This is a genomic window from Aurantimonas sp. A3-2-R12 (assembly GCF_036016755.1).
Lineage (GTDB): Bacteria > Pseudomonadota > Alphaproteobacteria > Rhizobiales > Rhizobiaceae > Aurantimonas > Aurantimonas coralicida_A.
Genome location: NZ_JAYXIH010000038.1, coordinates 1 through 20290, shown reverse-complemented (window position 1 = coordinate 20290; position 20290 = coordinate 1). Strand labels below are relative to the sequence as shown.

The following is a 20290-nucleotide window of genomic DNA, read 5'->3' as shown; positions in this document are numbered from 1 at the left end:
TCCGCGCTAAACCCTGAAAAGCGGTGTTCATACCGGTTTCACGTGAAACGGAGAGGCCGGTCGATGACGGGCGAAGCCAGACTCGAAGCCATCGTCCGCCAGGCGATCACCGCTTTCCAGCCGAAGATCGCCGTCCGGCTGTGGACCGGAGAACGCATCGGTCCCGCGGACGGACCGGCGCTCGCCCTGAACGATCCCGCCGCGATCGCTCGCCTGGCGATCCGCCCGACGATCGCCACCGCCGTCGAATTGTGGATGGCCAAGGCTGTCGATATCGAGGACGGCACGATCTTCGATATCGCCGCCGCGCGTTCCGACATCCGCACCAAGGACGCGCTGAAGAAGCTCGACAAGTTGCGGATCGCCGCTGCGCTGCCGGCGCTTTACACTCTGGCGCGCAAGGGCGCGAAGACTGCCAGAACGGCACCCCAAGCGGGCGACGGCGCAGGCGCCAGCGGCTCGTCCATGGCGGCGATCCAGTTCCATTACGACATCTCCAACGATTTCTACCGCCTCTTCCTCGACGAGCGGATGCTGTATTCCTGTGCCTATTTCGACGGCTGGCACGACGACATCGACAAGGCGCAGTTCGACAAGCTGGAGATGATCTGCCGCAAGCTGCGGCTGAAACCGGGCGAACGGCTGCTCGACATCGGCTGCGGCTGGGGCGCGCTGCTCATTCACGCCGCGGAGAATTATGGGATCACCGGCCACGGCGTGACGCTGAGCCAGGCCCAATACGATCTGGCCCGCGAGCGCGTCGCTGCAAAGGGGCTGGGCGATTGTATCACGATCGAACTCAAGCCCTTCCAGGAGGTGAGCGGAGCCTTCGACAAGATCGCCTCGATCGGCATGTTCGAACATGTCGGCTGGGCCCATCACGACGCCTATTTCAGTGCCGTGCGCAAACTCCTGCGGCCGAACGGGCTCTATCTCCACCACGCCATCACCCGGCCGGCCAAGGCCACCGACAAGGCATTTCGCAAAGGCACGAAGGAATATGCGGCGATCATCCGCTACATTTTTCCCGGCGCCGAACTCGACCATGTCGGCCACTCCGCGCAAAAGCTGGAGGCGCACCGTTTCGAGGTCCACGACGTCGAGAACTGGCGCGAGCATTATGGCCGCACCTGCCGGCTCTGGCACGACCGCCTGAGCGCCAATATGGAAGAAGCGTCGCGGATCGCCGGCGAGCCCCGCGCCCGTCTCTGGCTGCTTTATCTGGCCGGCGTCTCGCTGGGTTTCAGCCGCGGCGGATTGCTGATCTACCAGACACTCGCCTCGCGGCGGGCCAAGGGACCGGCCGAACTGCCCCCGACCCGGCAAGACCTTTATCGCTAAGCCGATTTCCCGCGCGCGGCGACGGCGAAAACGCCCAGTCGGGCGTCTCCCCGACAAAATTGATCGGCTAACTTAGTTTCTTTTGGAACCTCTCCTGCCGTGGATCATTCTTTCGTGATCACCAATGGGAGTAAAATCGATGAGAAACACTCTCTACACGGCACTTCTGGCCGGCGTCGTCATGCCCTTCGCGGCCTTCGCGCAGGATGCCACCACGCCGCCCCCAACCGATACCCCGCCGGCTGCCGAAGCGCCGGCCGACGCAACCGCGCCAGCCGATTCAGCGGCTCCGGCGGAGGGAACGGACGCGACCACCGGCGACGCCGCCGCGCCTGCCGAGGGCGAGCCGATGTCCCGGGACGATGCGACTACCATGCCGGACTCAGGCGCGGCCGCCCCTGCGGATATGCCCGCTACGACCAACACCGAGGCAGCGCCCGCTGACACCACGGCGATGGACACGGCCACTTCAACCGACGCGACCATGGCTGACGGTCCCTTCGTCGTCGTCCCGCCGACCGGCGCTTGGCGCGTTGAGGACCTGAATGGCAAGGACGTCTACGATACGGCCGGCGAAAGCATCGGATCGATCACCGACGTGCTCGTCTCGGAGCAGGGCGAAGTAATCGCGGTGCTCGTCGGTGTCGGCGGCTTCCTCGGCATCGGCCGCAAGGATGTCGCGGTTGCGATGGACGCGCTCGAATTCGGTCCGGGCAAGACCGAAGGTCTTCCCAAGAAGGCCGACATCGAGGCCGCTGCTCCCGCTCCTGTCGATCCGGCTGTCGGCGGCGCGGCGACGGGTGTCGATCCGGCGGCCGGTGGCGCCGCTCAGCCAGCCCCTGAGCCCCAGACTCCGGTCGTCGGCGAGGACAATCTGCCGGATCGGATCGTGCTGAACGTCTCGCGTGAGCAGCTCGAGGCCGCGCCAGCCTATGGCGAGCCGGAAGAGGCGGAAGCCGCCGAGGAGGCTGCGCCCGATGCGGGGATGGCTCCGGCCGACGGCACGACACCGGCACCGCAATAAGCGCACGAGCGCGCAAGCGGATTCGTCCGGCTGTCATTGCCGCCCGTCCCGGTTTGCGCCGGGGCGGGTTTTTTTCCTGGCCGGGCCTGGGAGGAGCGCCCGCCCATGCAAAAGGCCGCTCCCTGTTGCCAGGAAGCGGCCCCGTGACTCTCGTATACCGGGGGTCCTTCGACCGTTACCCGGACCCGACTGTCTCAAGTGAAGCGAGAAGACTGCTCCATCGCTTGACCGAGACATTGAGACCCAACCGGCATCTGGAAATCACTCGACATTGGATCACCTCCTTTCGCTTCGTTAAACACCCCGCAAGTATGCGGGCATAAAACAGGCAAGGCAAGACGGTGGCGTTTTTCGCGCCAGCCTGACGCAAGTCGCCACCGTCGCGCGCTCCATCTCAACCCTTGCGGTTCTCCCGATTTTCCACCAGATCGTCGACCACAGCGGGATCGGCAAGCGTCGACGTGTCGCCGAGCGCGCCGAAATCGTCCTCGGCGATCTTGCGCAGGATCCGCCGCATGATCTTGCCCGACCGGGTCTTCGGCAGGCCCGGCGCGAACTGGATCTTGTCCGGCGAGGCGATCGGCCCGATCTCCTCGCGGACATGGCCGACGAGCTCTTTCTTGAGATCGTCGGAAGGCTGTTGCCCCTCCATCAAGGTGACGTAGCAATAGATGCCCTGGCCCTTGATGTCGTGCGGGTAGCCGACCACCGCCGCCTCGGAGACTTTCGGATGCGAGACCAGCGCCGATTCGACCTCGGCCGTGCCCATGCGATGGCCCGAAACGTTGATGACGTCGTCGACGCGGCCGGTGATCCACCAATAGCCGTCGGCGTCGCACTTCGCCCCGTCGCCGGTGAAGTATTTGCCCTTGTAGGTCGAGAAATAGGTCTGCTCGAAGCGGTCGTGGTCACCGTAGATCGTGCGCATCTGGCCGGGCCAGGAATCGGTGATGCAGAGATTGCCTTCGGCCACGCCCTCCAGCGCCGCGCCGTCATTGTCGACGAGCTGCGGAACGACGCCAAAGAACGGCCGCGTCGCCGAGCCGGGCTTCAAATCCGTCGCGCCCGGCAGCGGCGTGATCATGATGCCGCCGGTCTCGGTCTGCCACCAGGTATCGACGATCGGCGAGCGCTCGTCGCCGACGACCCGGTAATACCAGTTCCACGCCTCCGGATTGATCGGTTCGCCGACGCTGCCGAGTACCTTGAGGCTCTTGCGTGACGTCTTGGTCACCTTGTCGTCGCCCGCGCCCATCAGCGCCCGGATCGCCGTCGGCGCGGTGTAGAAGATATTGACCTTGTGCTTGTCGATGACCTGCCAGAACCGCGAGGTATCCGGATAGTTCGGCACGCCCTCGAACATCAGCGTCGTCGCGCCGTTGGCGAGCGGCCCGTAGACGATATAGCTGTGGCCGGTCACCCAGCCGACATCGGCCGTACACCAGTAGATGTCGCCGTCATGGTAGTCGAAGACGTATTCATGCGTCATCGCGGCATAGACGAGATAGCCGCCGGTCGTATGAAGGACGCCCTTCGGTTTGCCGGTCGAGCCGGAGGTATAAAGGATGAACAGCGGGTCCTCGGCGCCCATCTCCTCCGGCGGACAGTCGGTGGACGCTGTCTCGCGCGCCTCGTGCCACCAGACGTCGCGGCCCTCGGTCCAGGGCACATCGGCGCCGGTGCGCCGCACGACCAGCACCGTCTTGACGGAATGGCCGGCCTTTGCGGCGATCTCGCAGGCCCGGTCGGCGTTCTTCTTGAGCGGCACCGTGCGCCCGCCGCGCAGGCCCTCGTCGGCGGTGATCAAGACGTCCGAGGTGGCGCCGTCCAGCCGGCCGGCCAGCGCGTCCGGCGAAAACCCGCCGAACACCACCGAATGGACCGCGCCGATCCGCGCCGAGGCGAGCATCGCATAGGCCGCCTCCGGGATCATCGGCATGTAGATCGTCACCCGATCGCCCTTCTTCACGCCCCGCGCTTTAAGGGCGTTGGCCATGCGGCAGACTTCCTCATGAAGTTCGCGGTAGGTGATCGCCTTCGATTCGGAGGGATCGTCCCCCTCCCACAGGATGGCCGTCTGGTTGCCGCGCTTGTCCAGATGACGGTCGATGCAGTTGGCGGCGACGTTGAGCGTCCCGTCCTCGAACCAGCGAATGTCGATCTGGCCCGGCGCGAAGGAGGTGTTCTTCACCTTGGTGAAGGGCGTCATCCAGTCGAGACGCTTGCCGTGCTCAGCCCAGAAGCCGTCGGGATCCTCGATGCTGCGACGATACCAGGCCTGATAATCCTCGTTGGTGAGCTTCGCGCGGGCCTTCCATTCGTCCTTGACGTGGATGATGTTCATGCTTCGCCTCCCATATCGTCCCGGCGGTCCCCCGCCTCCGAGAGGCAACTTAGGGTGAAACCGCGCGGACGGTCCAGCCGCGCGCGGTTAGACTTTCGAGGTGCGCGGCGCCGGCTGCCGGTTCAGGAGGCCTCGGCCGCGTATCCGCCGAGCGTATCCTTCACATAGAGGTCTTCCACCATGGTCTTGACGATGGCGACGAAGGGCACCGCGAGCGCCACGCCCATGAGGCCAAACAGCAGACCGAAAACCAGTTGCGATCCAAGCGTGAGGGCTGGGGGCAGGGCGGTCGCCCAGCGTTGTGCCATCGGCTGGGTCACATTGCTCTCGACACCCTGGATGACGACGTAGACGATGAGACCGTAGAGAGCCATCTGCGGGCTGTCGGCAAAGCCCGCCAGCACGATGACGACGCCCGCCACGAAGGGGCCGAGCGTCGGCACGAAAGCCAAAAGCCCGGCCTGCAGCGCCAGCAGGAAGGCGTTCGGCATGCCGATGGCCCACAGGCCGAGGAGCGAGACTACGAAAACAGTCGCCATCGAGATCGCCTGCCCGGCCAGCCACATGGTCAACTGATGTGCGCTGTTGCACAGCGTTTTGGTGATGCGCGCGCGCCGTGGCTTGGGGAACAGGCTGACGATGCCGCGCCGATAGAGCCCCGGCTGCCAGGACACGAAGATCGCGATGAACACCACGATGAAAGCGTTGCCGAGGCCGCCGAGGATGGCGTAGGCGGCGCGCGAGGCGGAGGAAAAGAGGCCGGAGGCGCTGGGTAGGAGGGTCCCCAGCCCCGGTTCATCCGACGGCCTTCCGTCGGAGAAACCATATTCCTGAAGAAGCTCCGCAAGGCGATCGACCTGCCCGGCCACGAGTTGGAGGAGATCGTTGAACTGCTGGACGATCACCACGCCGCCCCAGACAAAGCCGGCCGTGATCAGCAGCAACAACATGAGATAGGCGACCAGCAGTCCGACCCTTCGCGGAACGCCGACATATCGCAGGCCGGAGGCGATGCCGGTGAACGTCGAGGCAAGCACCAACCCCGCCAGGATCAGGAAAAAGGCCAGCGAAGCGGTCCAGAATACGAACAGCGCGGTTCCGACTGCCGCGACAATTCCGGCGGCAATCACGGTCCGGCGAACAAAGGCCGCCTCGCTAGACGTCTCGGCCACGCTATTGCCTCCTCAAACGGTCCTACCGTTTCATGCAAAGACGGCAGCGGCGGAAGGGTTCCGCTCCAGGGCGGCGAATTGATTGACCGTCCAACCAACCAGACACCGGCGGCTTGCTATCCTTGCCGGCCCGCCGGGCGAAGACCCCTCAGCCGTAATCCCGCTCGCCGAAGATCGCTGAACCGACGCGCACCGAGGTCGCGCCGAAGGCAATCGCCGCCTCGAAATCGCCGGACATGCCCATCGACAGCTTGGCGACACCCGCCTCGGCGGCGATCTTGGCCAGCAGCGCGAAATGCGGGCCGGGATTTTCGTCGGCCGGCGGAATGCACATCAGCCCCTCGATCGTGAGACCGTGCTCATTGCGGCAACGCGCGACGAAGACCGCCGCCTCGCCCGGCGCGATGCCGGCCTTTTGTGGCTCTTCGCCGGTGTTGACCTGGACATAGAGGCGCGGATGCCGGTCCTGCTTGACGGCCTCCTTGGCGATCGCCGCGGCGATCTTTTCCCGGTCGACGCTCTCGATGACGTCGAACAACGCCACCGCCTCGCCGGCCTTGTTCGACTGTAGCGGGCCGATCAGCCGCAACTCGATGTCGGGGAAGCGTTCGCGCAAGGCCGGCCATTTGGCCTTGGCCTCCTGCACCTTGTTTTCGCCGAAAATCCGCTGGCCGGCGGCGATAACCGGCAGGATCGCGTCTGCGTCATAGGTCTTGGAAACCGCCACGAGATCGACCGCGTCCGCGGGCCGACCCGCGTCCTTCGTCGCCGTGGCGATCCGTTCGCACACCGCCCGGTAGCGTTCGCCTGTCGTGTCGACCATACCCAACCTTTTTGCCGCTTCGGTAGCATTCAGCGGCGATTTTGCCGCGATTCGGCGAAATCTCGCCGGTTCGTGTTGAACGGGACGCGAACAACGGAGTAAGTCAAGCCGCATTGCCCACGCCCGACGGCCCCAGATGGCCGCGCCAGGATATCGACCCGCCGCATGTCATCAGAACGCTACAACCCCCGCGCATCCGAATCCCGCTGGCAAAAGGCCTGGGACGAGGCAAAGCTCTTCGAGACCCGCACCGACGCCGGCGGCGAGACCTATTACGTCCTCGAGATGTTCCCCTATCCCTCCGGCCGCATCCATATGGGCCATGTGCGCAACTATGCCATGGGCGACGTGGTGGCGCGCTACAAGCGGGCCAAAGGCTTCAACGTCCTGCATCCGATGGGCTGGGACGCCTTCGGCATGCCGGCCGAGAACGCCGCGATGCAGAACAAGGTGCATCCGCGCGAATGGACCTATCAGAACATCGCGACCATGCGCGGCCAGCTCAAGTCGATGGGCCTGTCGCTGGACTGGTCGCGGGAATTCGCCACCTGCGACGTCGACTATTATCACCGCCAGCAGATGCTGTTCCTCGACTTCCTGGAGCACGGCCTCGCCTATCGCAAGAAGTCGAAGGTCAATTGGGACCCGGTCGACCAGACGGTGCTCGCCAACGAGCAAGTGATCGACGGCAAGGGCTGGCGCTCCGGCGCCGAGGTCGAGAGCCGCGAGCTCACCCAGTGGTTCTTCAAGATCACCGCCTATGCCGACGATCTGCTGGCCGCCCTCGACACCCTGCCCGGCTGGCCGGAAAAGGTCCGGCTGATGCAGAGGAACTGGATCGGGCGCTCCGAGGGCCTGCTGGTGCGCTGGGCGCTCGACCCGGCGACCGCGCCTGCGGCTCACAAGGACGTCACCGTCTTCACCACCCGTCCGGATACGCTGTTCGGCGCCTCCTTCATGGCGGTGGCCCCCGATCATCCGCTGGCGACCGCTGCGGCGAAGGACAATCCGGACGTCCAGGCCTTCATCGCCGCGTGCCGGCGGCAGGGCACCACCGCCGCGGCTCTCGAGACCGCCGAGAAGAAGGGCATTCCGACCGGCTTCACCGTCACCCATCCCTTCGACGAGACGTGGCAGCTGCCGGTCTATGTCGCCAATTTCGTGCTGATGGACTACGGCACCGGCGCGATCTTCGGCTGCCCGGCGCATGATCAGCGCGATCTCGACTTCGCTCGCAAATATGATCTGCCGGTGCAGGCGGTGGTGCTGCCGCCGGACGCCGACCCCGCGCGCTTTACGATCGGCACCGAGGCCTATGTCGACGATGGAACGATCTTCCATTCGCGCTTCCTCGACGGCCTCTCGCCCGACGCCGCCTTCGAGGCGGTGGCCGCAAAGCTCGAGGCGACCGATCTGTTCGGGACGCCGCAGGCCGAGCGCCAGGTCAATTTCCGGTTGCGTGACTGGGGCATTTCGCGCCAGCGCTATTGGGGTTGCCCGATCCCGGTCCTGCATTGCGAGGCTTGCGGCGTCGTACCGGAGGCCAAGGCAAACCTTCCCGTCAAGCTTCCCGACGACATCGATTTCGACAAGCCCGGCAATCCGCTCGACCGGCACCCGACCTGGCGCGACGCCACCTGTCCGCAATGCGGCGGTACGGCGCGGCGCGAGACCGACACGATGGACACCTTTGTCGATTCCTCGTGGTATTTCGCCCGCTTCACCGCGCCCCATGCCGACGCGCCGACCGACCCTCAGGCCGCCAATGCCTGGCTGCCGGTCGACCAGTATATCGGCGGCATCGAGCACGCGATCCTGCATCTTCTCTATTCGCGCTTCTTCGTCCGGGCGATGCGGGCTTGCGGCCATCTGGCGCTCGACGAGCCGTTCAAAGGCCTGTTCACGCAAGGCATGGTGGTCCACGAAACCTATCGCGAGGGCCGCGAATGGGTGCCCCCGGCCGACGTGGCGATTGCGGAGAACGAGACCGGCCGCGTCGCAACCCGAATCGCGACCGGCGCGCGACTGGAAATCGGCGGCATCGAAAAGATGTCGAAGTCGAAGAAGAACGTTGTCGATCCGGACGACATCATCGCCTCCTACGGCGCCGACACGGCGCGCTGGTTCATGCTGTCGGATTCGCCCCCCGACCGCGACGTCATCTGGACGGAGGCCGGCGTCGAGGGCGCCCATCGCTTCGTGCAGCGGCTGTGGCGTCTGGTCGCCGACACCGCGCCTCGGCTTGCCGGGGCGCCCGAGCAAGGCTCCGGCGACGACGAATCCGTCCTGGCGATCCGCCGCGCGGCGCACCGCACAGCGGCGGGCGTTGCCGACGACATCGAGCGTCTGGCCTTCAACAAGGCGGTGGCGCGGATCTACGAACTGGTCAACACGCTCGCCGCGTCCCTTCCCAAGATTTCCAAGGACAGCAATCCGGCCCTGAGGGGTGCGGCGCGCGAGGCACTGTCGATCCTCGTCCGCCTGATCGCGCCGATGATGCCGCATCTCGCCGAAGCGTGCTGGGCCGAATTGGGCGAAGCGGGACTTGTGGCCGCCGCATCCTGGCCGAGCGTCGAGCCGGCGCTGTTGCGCGACGATACGGTTACGCTGCCCGTCCAGATCAACGGCAAGAAGCGCGGCGACTTGACCATGCCGGCTGCGGCCGGCAAACCTGACGTGGAGCAAGCGGCGCTGGCACTCGACTTCGTCCAGTCGGCGCTGGCCGGCAATGCGCCGAAGCGTATCGTGGTCGTCCCCGGGAGAATCGTGAATGTCGTCCTCTGATCCGCTTCGACCCCGCGCCCTTGTCGCTGTCGGCCTTGCCCTCGCGGTCCTGGCTCTTCCGGCCTGCACGGCCCGCCCGCTTTATGCATCGGCCGACAATTCGGACATGCTTGCGCCCGGCGGCGCCCTGGCGGCGCTGCGCGGCCGTATCGCGGTGTCCGAAGCCAATTCACGCACCGACCAGATCGTCCGCAACGCCCTCCTGTCGCGCCTGAACCAGGGAACGCGGGTCGCCCAGCCGCTCTACGAGGTCCGCCTCACCGTCACCGGCAGCGAAACCGGCATCGCCATCGAATCGGGAGGCGCGCTCAGTTCCGCCCTCTACCGCATAACCGCGCGATATCAGCTTGTCCGGCTGTCGGACAATCAGGTTGTCGACAAGGCCAGCCGCACGACAACGGTCCCGTTCGATCGGACCGCGCAGCTTTATCAAACTCAGCGCGCACTCATCGACGCGCGCCAGCAGGCGGGCGAGGACGTCGCGGCCCAGCTCGAAATCGCGCTGGTGCGCGCGCTCGAAAAGGCCGGCGTCTGACGGCAACGTCCTGGCAAGGCGTCCGATAATGAAGGACATTGGCGCGACAGATCGCAAGGACGGACGCGGATAATGGCGCAAAAGAAGGCGGGCGAGGTCGAGGCGTTTCTCTCGCGTCCCGATTTTTCGTTTCCGGTCATCCTGCTTTACGGCCCCGACCCGGGTCTCGTCGCCGAACGCTCCGCCAGGATCGCCGAGATGTCCGGCGTCGACCGCGACGACCCCTTCGCGGCAGTGACGCTGGCGGCCGACGAGCTGGAGAAGGATATCGGCCGGCTCTTCGACGAGGCCCGGACCGTGTCGCTGTTCGGCGGCCGCCGTCTCATTCGGGTGCGTGGCGCCGGCGCCGGCAAGGGCCTGGCGGAAGCGGTCGGCGATCTCGCCGCTTCGCCGCTCGAAGGCGCCCTCGTCATTGTCGAAGCCGACGACCTCAAGAAAAGCGCCGCGCTTCGCAACAACGTCGAGCGCGGACGATTCGCCATGGCGCTGCCCTGTTACCAGGACGAGGGCAGGGCGATCGACAGGATGATCGACGAGGAACTTGGTCAAAGCGGGCTGTCGATCGACCGGGAGGCGCGCGACGAACTGCGCGCCCGCCTCGGAGCCAATCGTCTTGCCTCGCGCGGCGAGGTCCGCAAGCTCTGTCTCTACGCTTTGGGCGCGCCGTCGGTGACCGAGGCGGACGTCCGGGCCGTCGTCGGCGACGTTTCGGCGGATACGCTGGAAGAGACCATCGATGCCGCGGCGAGCGGCAACGTCAAGCGCCTGCCGCATCTCATCGACCGGCTGGTGTCGGCCGGCACCGCCACCTTCCAGTTGCACCAGAATCTGCTGCGCTATTTCCAGCAGTTGCAGACCATGCGCGAGATGGTCGAACGCGGCGGCGAGCCGATCGGGCGCGTGGTCGAGCGGCGACGGCCGCATTTCCGGCGCAAGGCGGCTCTCGAGGCCGCGTTGGCGGCCTGGCCGCTGGAAGAAATCACCACCATTCTCCAGCGGATCGAGCGGGACATCTTGTCGAGTCGCAAGGAAGGCGGACTCGCCTTGACGATAACGCAGAAAACCCTGCTCGACATCGCCGTGGAGGCGGCCCATCTGCGCGCCCGGATCGGCCGCGCCTGACCTCAAGCCAGACGACCCCGCCCAGGGCGGTGTCGAACGCCGTCCTTTGTTTCACGTGAGTCGTGCAACCAACCCGAACGCGGTGGCTCAGAGCCCCCGCACCCGCGGCTGTTGTGCAACCCGGCGTTGTGCCCGCGTCTGCAACAGACCACAGATCTCGTCGAGCTGCTCAAGATCGGCATAATCGATGCGGATCGATCCGCGCTCGCCATCGACGCGAATTTCCACTGTCATACCGAGCGCCTGCGCCAGAAGATTCTCCAGCGCCACGACATCGGCATCGCGCTCGGCAGCCGCCTTGCGCTTACCTTTGCGCGCGGGCTTGGCCGGCCGGTTGTCCAACGTCTCGGTGGGTTTGCGGGCGAGATCCTCCGCCTCGCGCACACTCAAGCCGCGCGACACGATTTCATTCGCCAGCGCGAGCGGATCGTCGGCGGTCACGACGGTCCGCGCCGCGCCGGGCGACAGCGTGCCGGCGACCACCATGCCGCGCACTTCCTCCGGCAATTTCAGCAACCGGAGCGTGTTGGCGACATGGCTGCGGCTCTTGCCGAGCACATCGGCGAGATCGGACTGGGTGTAGCCGTGTTCATCGATCAGCGTCTCGTAGGCCTGAGCCTCTTCGACCGCGTTGAGATCGGCGCGCTGGACGTTTTCGATGATCGCGATTTCCAGCGATTGACGATCGCCGATGTCGCGCAGCACGACCGGAACCTCGCTGAGCCCGGCGGCCCGGGCGGCGCGCCAGCGCCGTTCACCGGCGACGATCTCGAACGATTCCGGCTGGCCCGGCTTCGGACGCAGCAGCAATGGCTGGACGACGCCATGATTCTTGATCGAGGCGGCAAGATCCTTGAGATCGGCCTCGTCAAAGCGGCGGCGCGGATTATTGGGGTTGGGCGAGATCCTGTCCAGGGCGACGAAGCGCTCGGCCGGAATCGCGGCCGGCGCGGCCTCAGATCCGCCATAGCCCGGCATCGGCCGCGGGGGCACGACGCCGCCGGTCCCGATCAGCGAGGCGAGGCCGCGTCCCAGCCGCTGCCGCGATTTGTCTTCGTTCATCCTCGTCTCCCCGCCTTTATCGGTCCGGTCTCCGCGAAAATCCGCCCTGGGAGGCGACCCGCCATCGCACGCGCCGTCACGCGGCCACCAATCGTCGCTCGCGCTGAAGGATTTCCGAGGCCAGGCGGATATAGGCCTGACTGCCCGGACATTTCATGTCGTAGAGAACCACGGGTTTACCGAAAGACGGCGCTTCCGATACCCGTACATTGCGCGGGATGATCGTCTCGTAGACATGTTCGCCCATATAGGAGCGCACGTCCCGAACTACCTGCGCCGCCAGATTGTTACGCCCGTCATACATCGTCAGGACGATTCCGTGCAGCGCCAATGTCGGATTCAGCGTATCGCGAACCTGCTCGACGGTCTGCAGCAACTGGCTGAGACCTTCCAGCGCGAAGAACTCGCATTGCAGCGGCACCAGGATCGAATCCGCCGCCGCCATGGCGTTAATCGTCAAGAGATTCAGGGACGGCGGGCAATCGATCAGGACGAAATCGAACAGCGGCGTGTCGACCTGATGGAAATGCAAGGCGTCGCGGAGCCGGTAAGCCCGGCCGGGCACCCCGGAAATCTCCATCTCCAGGCCAAGGAGATCGAGCGTCGACGGAATGATCGACAGGCTCGGCACCGCCGTCGCCGTCGCCGCCTCGGTGATCGAGGCCGCCTCCATCAGCACGTCGTAGGAGGAGACGTCACGATCGTCCTTTTCGATCCCGAGCCCGGTCGAGGCATTGCCCTGCGGATCGAGATCGATGAGCAGCGTTCGCTTTCCGATCGCGGCAAGCGCGGTGGCGAGGTTGATGGCGGTCGTGGTCTTGCCGACACCGCCTTTTTGATTGGCTATGGTGATGATCCGCATCGGCCGCCCGCTTATCGCATCCATCGGTCGCCTCCCGCATCGTTACGATGGCTGCTCTCGCCAACCCTCGCGGCTTGACCGAAGCCCCACCGGGTAGAGGGCCCGGCCCCGCGGGAGCATGGCGTAGCCTAACGCCGCGCGATGTTACCGATGTCGAGGATGACCGAACCATCCTCGAGGTTCGATTCATGCTTTACCACGGTGAATCGCCAATGGGCAGCCGCTTGGTTAATTTCCTGTTCATGACTGCGGCCCTTTTGAAAAAAGCACCGCGCCGACGTCCGGATATGAGGCGCCACCATCGCCAACAGCTCGGGGAGCGGCGCCAGGGCGCGCGCGGTCACCAGATCCGCGGTTGCCAGCGCCGCGCCGCAATCCTCGATTCTGGCGGCGTGAACCGTTCCGTCGAGACCGATCCCCCGTTGGACGGCGCGCAGGAAAGCCGCCTTTTTGGCATTGCTCTCGACCAGATCGACGACGACGCCTTGGTCCGCCCGCGCCGCGGCCACGACGAGACCAGGCAGACCTGCGCCGGACCCCAGGTCGACGCAGCGCTGAAACGGCGGCAGCAGGCGCTCCAGCACCAGCGAATCAGCGATGTGGCGCGACCAGACATCGCCGATCGTCGCCGGAGCGACGAGGTTGATGTGGCGCTGCCACTCGGTCAGGAGGGCGACATATTGGTCGAGTCGCGCCAGCGTTTCACGTGAAACATCGTGGGTTTCGAGAAACTGGGCGCGCCCCCCCGCCTGTTGCGCCGCCACTTCGGCGGGCCGTGGCGCGGCTTTGCGCTTAGGTTTGGCCGCGGGCTGGCGCTCCGGCGGAAATGGCTTTCGCTCACGCCGCACGAAAGACCTCACGGCGCCGCATGGCGACAAGAATCAGAGCGAGAGCAGCCGGTGTCATTCCGTCGATCCGTTCGGCTTCGGCAATCGAGGTTGGGCGACGGGCCATCAGCTTTTGCCGCAATTCATTGGACAAGCCGGTGAGAGCGGAAAAGTCGAGGTCGCCCGGGATCGTCCGGTTCTCGTCCCGGCGCAGACGTTCCTGATCGCGCCGCTGGCGGTCCAGATAGACATCGTAGCCGGCTTCGATCTCGATCCGCTCCCGGATTGGCCCACCGATATCCTTGAACTCCGGCCAGATGGCGGTCAGCCGGTCCAGATCGATCTCGGTTTGCGAGAGCAGCTGCCAGGCCGTGCGGCGGCGCCCGTCCTGATTGACCGAAAGTCCGTGTCGCTGGGCATCGGACGACGTCAACTCGGCGGCTTCCAACATCGCGCGCGCCTTGGCGAGCGCCGCCTCGCTTTCCTCGAAGGCCACGCGACGTTCCGCGTCGACGATGCCGAGCGACAGGCCAAGCGGCGTCAAGCGGCGGTCGGCATTGTCGGCCCGGAGCGACAGGCGGAATTCGGCCCGCGAGGTGAACATGCGATAGGGCTCGGACACGCCGGTGCGGGTGAGATCGTCGATCATCACGCCGATATAGGCGTCGGCCCGGCCGATGCCGACAGGCTCCGCGCCGCCGGCAAGCCGCGCCGCGTTGATACCGGCGACAATCCCTTGCGCGGCGGCTTCTTCGTAACCCGTCGTGCCGTTGATCTGGCCAGCGAGGAACAGGCCTTCGGCACGCCGGACCGCAAGGTGGCGATCGAGCTCGCGCGGATCGACATGATCGTATTCGATGGCGTAGCCAGGCTTGAGCACGTCCACCCGCTCCAGTCCCGGAATCGAGCGCAGGAATTGCAACTGCACGTCCTCGGGCAGGGAGGTCGACACGCCATTCGGGTAGATCGTGTCATCGTCGAGCCCTTCCGGCTCGAGGAAGATCTGGTGGCCGTCGCGGTCGCCGAACTTGACGATCTTGTCCTCGATGGAGGGACAATAGCGCGGCCCGGCCCCCTCGATGCGGCCGGAATAGAGCGCCGACCGGCCGATATTCTGACGGATGATCCGGTGGGTCTCTGGCGTCGTCCGGGTGATCCCGCAATCGATCTGCGGGTTGGTGATCGCCTTCGTCAGATAGGAAAACGGAACCGGGTCCGCGTCCGGGGCCTGCCGGTCGAGTCCGCTCCAGTCGATCGTACGACCGTCGAGCCGCGCCGGCGTGCCGGTCTTCAGCCGGCCCAGCGTCAGGCCGAGCCGCTTCAGCGTTCCCGAAAGACCCGTCGAGGGATCCTCGCCCATGCGCCCGGCCGGGATCGTCCGGTCGCCAATATGGATCAGACCCGACAGGAATGTCCCTGTGGTCAGCACCACGGCCCGGCACTGGATGGCGCGGCCGTCGCCGAGAACGACACCGGTCACCCGGTTCCGCTCGTCCAGGACAAGATCGGCGACATCGCCTTCGACAACGTCGAGGTCGGCATGGGCGGCAATCGCCGCCTGCATCGCCTCGCGGTAGAGCCGCCGGTCAGCCTGGGTCCGGGGTCCGCGCACGGCTGGCCCCTTGCGCCGGTTGAGCAGGCGAAATTGGATGCCGGCCGCGTCCGCAACCTGACCCATCAACCCGCCCAACGCGTCGATCTCGCGCACGAGATGACCCTTGCCGATGCCGCCAATCGCCGGATTGCAGCTCATCGCGCCGATCGTATCGAAGCGGTGGGTGACCAGCGCGGTTTGCGCGCCTGCCCGCGCCGAGGCGCTCGCTGCCTCGCAGCCGGCATGGCCGCCGCCAATGATAACGACGTCGTAGTCGGAGGCGGCGAGGAGGGACGGATCACGCATGGGTCTCGGATACCGGTTGAGCAGGGCGGTGCCAATCGCGAAAACGGATTCGGCACCGACAGGCAAACATTTTTTCGATGAAGCTAAGCCTTTAAAGGCTCAATCGCTCGGAGACAACGCAAGCGGAAATGCGGCAACAAGCCCGCCTTTCCTCATTTGCCGATGCAGAACTCGGAAAAGATGACGTCCAGAAGGTCCTCGACGCCGACCTGGCCGGTCAGCGCGCCGAGACGGTTGCCGGCGCGCCGCAGGGTTTCCGCCCCCACTTCCGGCGGCATGTCCGGCTTCGATACGAATTGCTCGAGAATCCGCAAGGCATCGGCGACCAGCTCCTTGTGACGGGTCCGCATCGGCACCGCCTCGTCGGGATCGCCTGCCGCGTCGACCGCCAGGGCCGAGACACGCGCAACAAGGGCCGACATCCCCTCGCCGGTCTTGGTGGAAATTGCAAAGTCGAAGGCGAAATCGTCCCATTCGCCGCCAAACCGTGCCGCCAGACCGTGCGGCTCCGGCCGGTCGGACTTGGTGCGAACGGTGAGGATATGCCTATGCGGTCGGGACATCCCCGTCGCGACGTCGTCCAGAGGCGTCTGCGATGCGGCGAGCATCATCGGATGTTTCACGTGAGTCAAAAGGTCCGAGAACCGCGCGAAGGGCCCATGTCCGGATTGGGTATCGACCAGCGCAAGGACCAAATCGGCCGAATCCATCACGGCCCGAGCCCGCTCGACGCCGATCGCTTCGACCGCATCGGACGTTTCACGGATTCCGGCCGTGTCGGAGAAACGCACCGGGACCCCGCCGAGATCGAGAGTCGCCTCGATCACGTCGCGCGTCGTACCCGGGATTTCGGTGACGATCGCCACCTCCCGATCGGCCAACGCATTGAGCAGGCTGGATTTGCCGGCGTTGGGCGCACCGACGATCGCCACACGGTAGCCCTCGCGGAGGATCTCGCCACGGTCAGCCTTGGCAAGATGGGTCCGCATCTCATCGACGAGGGCCGCGATCTTCGTCGCCACGCCGCCAGCAACGTCATCGCCCACATCCCCCTCGTCGGCGAAGTCGAACGAGGCTTCTATCATTGCCCGCGCTTGCGTCAGCCGCCGCATCCAGTCCTCGTAGATGGCACGCAACGCCCCACCCGCCTGCGCCACCGCCATGCGGCGCTGCGCCTCGGTCTCCGCCGAGATGAGATCGGCCAACCCCTCGGCTTCGGTCAGGTCGATGCGGCCGTTCTCGAAGGCCCGCCGGGTGAACTCGCCAGCGACTGCGAGGCGCACATCGGGAAGCCCCGTCGCCGCGTCGAGAAAGGCCGCGACGACGGCCCGCCCGCCATGCAGGTGGAACTCGGCGAGGTCCTCCCCGGTAACGCTGCCCGGCGATGGAAAGAACAACGCGATGCCCCGGTCTATGGTCGCCCCGGCCGCGTCGCGGAACCGGCGAAGGCTGGCGCGGCGTTCTGGCGGCATACCGCCGGCAAGGCTCTCCATGACAATCCGCGCGGAGGGACCGCTGATGCGTACAACTGCGACGCCGGAGGGCAGGGCGCCGGAGGACAGGGCAGCAATGGTATCGGATGGGATCAAACGAGTGGCTCGGAGTTTTTCGGGATGGTCGATGGGGACAAAACCAGCTTCCACGGGTGTTCGCAACCGGCAGACGCCCAGGCATTCGGGAGCGCGTTTTGGCCGCGACACGCCATTGAACGGGAAGTCGCCCTCGAAATCGTCGAACGCTTGCCTTAGGCTTCCGGGTTTGAGGGGCGAAACCACGGGATCTCCATGAGCGACGCGCGCGACAACCGGCTCGACGATGCCGTCAGCCCGTATCTCCTGCAGCATCGGGATAACCCGGTCCATTGGCGGGAATGGTCCGACGCCACGCTAGCCGAGGCGCGCGCGCTCGACCGACCGATCCTCCTGTCGGTCGGCTACGCGGCCTGTCACTGGTGCCATGTCATGGCGCATGAGAGCTTCGAGGACGAGGGCGTGGCGGCGGCGATGAACCGCGACTTCGTCAATGTGAAGGTGGATCGCGAAGAGCGGCCCGACATCGACCATCTCTACATGACCGCGCTGCAGGCGATGGGCGAACAGGGCGGCTGGCCGATGACCATGTTCCTGACACCCGAGGGCCAGCCGTTTTTCGGCGGCACCTATTTTCCCAAGGACGCCCGCTATGGCCGCCCCGGTTTCACCCAGGTGCTCGAAGCCATCGCCAAGGCCTGGCGCGAGAAGCGCGCGGATCTGACGACAAGCGCGGGCGCGATCTCCGGGCGGCTGAGCGAATTCCTGTCGCGTTCGGCGGCACCGGGACCGCTTGCCGACCTCGATCTGGCGGGCCCGGCGGAGCGTATCGGCCAGATGGTCGATCCGGCCCAAGGCGGGCTTCGCGGCGCGCCGAAGTTTCCCAACGCGCCGTTCATGGAAATCCTGGCGCGGTCGGCTTTCGAGACCGGCTCCCCGGAACATCGCCAGGCCTTTCTCAAAACCGTCCGTGCGCTCTCGCTCGGCGGCATCTACGACCATCTCGGCGGCGGCCTGCATCGCTATTCGACCGACGACCGCTGGCTGGTGCCGCATTTCGAGAAGATGCTCTACGACAATGCCCAATTCCTGCGCCATCTCGGCTGGGCCTACCGGATGACCGGCGACGATCTGTTTCGATGCCGTATCGATGAGACCATCGGCTGGCTTCGGCGCGAAATGCGTGTCGACGGCAGCGGCCTCGCCGCGTCGCTCGATGCCGACAGTCCAAACGCCGACGGCCATTCGGAGGAGGGCGCTTTCTATGTGTGGTCGGCGGCTCAGGTCGACGGTCTGCTCGGTGATCGCGCCGCGCCGTTCAAAGCCGCCTTCGACGTCGGCGAGGCCGGCAACTGGGAGGGGCATTCAATCCTGCATCGCCTGCATCCGGGCGCCACGTCGAGCGACCCTGACTTTGCCGCGGAACGCCGGATGCTCCTCGAGAAAAGAGCCGACCGGCCGCGACCCGGCCGCGACGACAAGGTGCTCGCCGACTGGAACGGCCTGATGATCCGGGCACTGGCGGAAATCGGTCGCGTTTTCGGGAACGACGATGCGCTGGCCCTCGCGCGCGATGCCTTCGATTTTGTCGTCCGGGATATGATTGTCGACGGTCGCCTGCGCCATGCCGCGCGAGCCGGACGAACGACCGGTCTGGCGCTGTCCTCCGACTATGGCGCCTTGATCCAGGCCGCGGTCGCGTTGTTCGCGGCAACCCTCGATGCGCGCTATCTCGACCGTGCCCGCTGGTTCGCCGACGAACTCGAACGCTGGCACACCGATGGCGACGGCGGACACTATCTGAACGCTTCCGACGCCTCCGACGTGATGATTCGCCTGCGCGGCGACCAGGACGACGCGATTCCCGGCGGCACCGCGCTGGTCATCGAAGGACTTGCGATGCTCGCCCAGGCCAGCGGCGCGATCGAGATCGGCGAACGGGCCGAGCGGGCGGCCCTTCTTGCCGCCGGCCGCATCGGGCAGGGAGCGGCGGGCTTTCCCGGCATCGTCGCGGCCACGGGCCGGCTACGCCGCGGCAGCGAACTCTGCGTGATCGGCACGCCGGACGATCCGGGATTCCCCGAGATGCTCGCAAAGGCGCATCAAAGCGTCGATCTCGATCGCCTCGATCTGGTCTTGGCCGATCCCGATCGGCTGCCGGAGCAACTACCGACCGCCGCGATGCGGCCCTTGCGCCGGCCGGCCGCCTATTTGTGCGAGGGTCGCGTCTGTCGGCCCCCGGTCTACGATGACGCGGCGCTGGCGAAGGCGTTGAGCGGCAACAGCGATTGATACGAGGGGTCCGCCGGCGCGGTCTATGTCACCCGGCCGACGGTCGCACCGGTAGCACTGCGCAATTGCAGCGGCACCACCTCGAAGACGTGCCGCGGCGTCCCCGCGGCGGCCCAGACGGTGGCGTGCTGGAACAGATCCTCATCCATCAGGGTGGCGAGCTTGCGCGAAGCCCCCAGCGGCGAAACCCCACCGATGGCAAAGCCGGTCGCCTGACGGACGAAATCGGCGTCGGGCCGCTCCAGCGCCTCGCCGAAATGCGTCGCCATGGAAGCCTCGTCGACCCGATTGGCACCCGACACCAGCAGCAGATAGGCTTGGCCGGTCGCAGTGCCCTTGAACACCAGGGATTTGACGATCTGGCCGACGCTGGCGCCGACGGCCTTCGCCGCTTCCTCTGCCGAGCGGGCCGATTTCGCGGTCTCCACGACCGCAATCTTGAGGCCCTTGGCCTCGGCATCGGCCTCGACCCGCGCCACCGCGTCCGGTTTCTCTGTCATCCCCGATCCCTCCTGGTTGCTCGCTGCAGGCTTCGCCGTCCGAGCCGTCGCAGTCAAGCCGGGCCTCATACCAACGGGCGCTGATCAAGACCCATGCGCCCACTCTCGCATTCCGATGGACGTGATTTTCCAGGGCTGATCGACGAGCTTGTTCCAAGCTGCGCAGCAGTGGG

The 20290-nt window shown here is 66.0% G+C and carries 15 protein-coding genes; 6 read left to right on the top strand and 9 right to left on the bottom strand.

The genetic code is table 11. The features are described from left to right. The first annotated feature begins 63 nt into the window (after nucleotides 1-63). Both VSX60_RS17150 and VSX60_RS17145 read left to right on the top strand, forming a co-directional pair. Nucleotides 64-1341, top strand: coding sequence for a cyclopropane-fatty-acyl-phospholipid synthase family protein (locus VSX60_RS17150; RefSeq protein WP_327625481.1), 1278 nt, complete (start codon nucleotides 64-66; stop codon nucleotides 1339-1341). Between the two features lie 139 nt (nucleotides 1342-1480). Then, nucleotides 1481-2365, top strand: coding sequence for a PRC-barrel domain-containing protein (locus tag VSX60_RS17145; protein WP_327625480.1), 885 nt, complete (start codon nucleotides 1481-1483; stop codon nucleotides 2363-2365). A 394-nt stretch (nucleotides 2366-2759) separates the two neighbouring features. Here VSX60_RS17145 and acs read toward each other — a convergent pair whose 3' ends face one another. The 3 genes from acs to VSX60_RS17130 all read right to left on the bottom strand — a co-directional run bounded on the left by acs (nucleotide 2760) and on the right by VSX60_RS17130 (nucleotide 6704). After that, complete coding sequence (gene acs / locus VSX60_RS17140; RefSeq protein WP_327625479.1) at nucleotides 2760-4709, bottom strand: acetate--CoA ligase; 1950 nt, start codon at nucleotides 4707-4709, stop codon at nucleotides 2760-2762. Between the two features lie 122 nt (nucleotides 4710-4831). Beyond that, entirely contained in the window at nucleotides 4832-5881 is a 1050-nt protein-coding gene (locus VSX60_RS17135) for an AI-2E family transporter (protein ID WP_327625478.1), read from the bottom strand. Nucleotides 5882-6029: 148 nt separating this feature from the next. Next, a complete protein-coding gene (locus tag VSX60_RS17130) occupies nucleotides 6030-6704 on the bottom strand; it encodes a YggS family pyridoxal phosphate-dependent enzyme (protein WP_327625477.1) in 675 nt (224 codons plus the stop codon). 165 nt (nucleotides 6705-6869) lie between these two features. Between VSX60_RS17130 and leuS the strand changes: the two genes are divergently transcribed. The 3 genes from leuS to holA all read left to right on the top strand — a co-directional run bounded on the left by leuS (nucleotide 6870) and on the right by holA (nucleotide 11145). Next, nucleotides 6870-9488 carry a leucine--tRNA ligase gene (leuS, locus tag VSX60_RS17125; RefSeq protein ID WP_327625476.1) on the top strand — a complete coding sequence of 873 codons (2619 nt, stop codon included), beginning with the start codon at nucleotides 6870-6872 and terminating at the stop codon, nucleotides 9486-9488. Beyond that, on the top strand, nucleotides 9475-10023 hold the full coding sequence (locus VSX60_RS17120) for a hypothetical protein (RefSeq protein WP_327625475.1): 549 nt from the start codon (nucleotides 9475-9477) through the stop codon (nucleotides 10021-10023). The genes leuS and VSX60_RS17120 overlap by 14 nt, the downstream gene beginning before the upstream one ends. 72 nt (nucleotides 10024-10095) lie before the next feature. After that, on the top strand, nucleotides 10096-11145 hold the full coding sequence (gene holA / locus VSX60_RS17115; RefSeq protein ID WP_327625474.1) for a DNA polymerase III subunit delta: 1050 nt from the start codon (nucleotides 10096-10098) through the stop codon (nucleotides 11143-11145). An 87-nt stretch (nucleotides 11146-11232) separates the two neighbouring features. On the opposite strand, the gene VSX60_RS17110 is transcribed toward holA, so the two are convergent. The 5 genes from VSX60_RS17110 to mnmE all read right to left on the bottom strand — a co-directional run bounded on the left by VSX60_RS17110 (nucleotide 11233) and on the right by mnmE (nucleotide 17385). Beyond that, nucleotides 11233-12207, bottom strand: a complete 975-nt coding sequence (locus VSX60_RS17110; RefSeq protein ID WP_327625473.1) for a ParB/RepB/Spo0J family partition protein — start codon at nucleotides 12205-12207, stop codon at nucleotides 11233-11235. Nucleotides 12208-12283: 76 nt separating this feature from the next. Continuing rightward, nucleotides 12284-13093 carry a ParA family protein gene (locus tag VSX60_RS17105; RefSeq protein ID WP_327625472.1) on the bottom strand — a complete coding sequence of 270 codons (810 nt, stop codon included), beginning with the start codon at nucleotides 13091-13093 and terminating at the stop codon, nucleotides 12284-12286. A gap of 104 nt (nucleotides 13094-13197) precedes the next feature. Further along, entirely contained in the window at nucleotides 13198-13917 is a 720-nt protein-coding gene (gene rsmG / locus VSX60_RS17100) for a 16S rRNA (guanine(527)-N(7))-methyltransferase RsmG (protein WP_327625471.1), read from the bottom strand. Then, a complete protein-coding gene (gene mnmG / locus VSX60_RS17095; protein WP_327625470.1) occupies nucleotides 13907-15796 on the bottom strand; it encodes a tRNA uridine-5-carboxymethylaminomethyl(34) synthesis enzyme MnmG in 1890 nt (629 codons plus the stop codon). Before mnmG ends, rsmG begins: the two co-directional genes overlap by 11 nt. Before the next feature lie 152 nt (nucleotides 15797-15948). Then, a complete protein-coding gene (mnmE, locus tag VSX60_RS17090) occupies nucleotides 15949-17385 on the bottom strand; it encodes a tRNA uridine-5-carboxymethylaminomethyl(34) synthesis GTPase MnmE (protein ID WP_327625469.1) in 1437 nt (478 codons plus the stop codon). Between the two features lie 195 nt (nucleotides 17386-17580). On the opposite strand from mnmE, the gene VSX60_RS17085 reads away from it, so the two are divergent. Beyond that, nucleotides 17581-19617, top strand: coding sequence for a thioredoxin domain-containing protein (locus VSX60_RS17085; protein ID WP_327625468.1), 2037 nt, complete (start codon nucleotides 17581-17583; stop codon nucleotides 19615-19617). Nucleotides 19618-19640: 23 nt separating this feature from the next. On the opposite strand, the gene VSX60_RS17080 is transcribed toward VSX60_RS17085, so the two are convergent. Further along, nucleotides 19641-20117 carry a YbaK/EbsC family protein gene (locus VSX60_RS17080; protein WP_327625467.1) on the bottom strand — a complete coding sequence of 159 codons (477 nt, stop codon included), beginning with the start codon at nucleotides 20115-20117 and terminating at the stop codon, nucleotides 19641-19643. Between the last annotated feature and the right edge of the window lie 173 nt (nucleotides 20118-20290).

Excerpts from the sequence above, each read along its gene's own strand:
- holA (WP_327625474.1), top strand. The coding sequence starts at position 10,096 with ATGGCGCAAAAGAAGGCGGGCGAGGTCGAGGCGTTTCTCTCGCGTCCC.
- leuS (WP_327625476.1), top strand. The coding sequence starts at position 6,870 with ATGTCATCAGAACGCTACAACCCCCGCGCATCCGAATCCCGCTGGCAA.
- mnmG (WP_327625470.1), bottom strand. The coding sequence starts at position 15,796 with ATGCGTGATCCGTCCCTCCTCGCCGCCTCCGACTACGACGTCGTTATC.
- VSX60_RS17110 (WP_327625473.1), bottom strand. The coding sequence starts at position 12,207 with ATGAACGAAGACAAATCGCGGCAGCGGCTGGGACGCGGCCTCGCCTCG.
- acs (WP_327625479.1), bottom strand. The coding sequence starts at position 4,709 with ATGAACATCATCCACGTCAAGGACGAATGGAAGGCCCGCGCGAAGCTC.
- VSX60_RS17105 (WP_327625472.1), bottom strand. The coding sequence starts at position 13,093 with ATGGATGCGATAAGCGGGCGGCCGATGCGGATCATCACCATAGCCAAT.
- VSX60_RS17120 (WP_327625475.1), top strand. The coding sequence starts at position 9,475 with ATGTCGTCCTCTGATCCGCTTCGACCCCGCGCCCTTGTCGCTGTCGGC.
- VSX60_RS17150 (WP_327625481.1), top strand. The coding sequence starts at position 64 with ATGACGGGCGAAGCCAGACTCGAAGCCATCGTCCGCCAGGCGATCACC.
- VSX60_RS17130 (WP_327625477.1), bottom strand. The coding sequence starts at position 6,704 with ATGGTCGACACGACAGGCGAACGCTACCGGGCGGTGTGCGAACGGATC.
- VSX60_RS17085 (WP_327625468.1), top strand. The coding sequence starts at position 17,581 with ATGAGCGACGCGCGCGACAACCGGCTCGACGATGCCGTCAGCCCGTAT.
- VSX60_RS17080 (WP_327625467.1), bottom strand. The coding sequence starts at position 20,117 with ATGACAGAGAAACCGGACGCGGTGGCGCGGGTCGAGGCCGATGCCGAG.
- VSX60_RS17145 (WP_327625480.1), top strand. The coding sequence starts at position 1,481 with ATGAGAAACACTCTCTACACGGCACTTCTGGCCGGCGTCGTCATGCCC.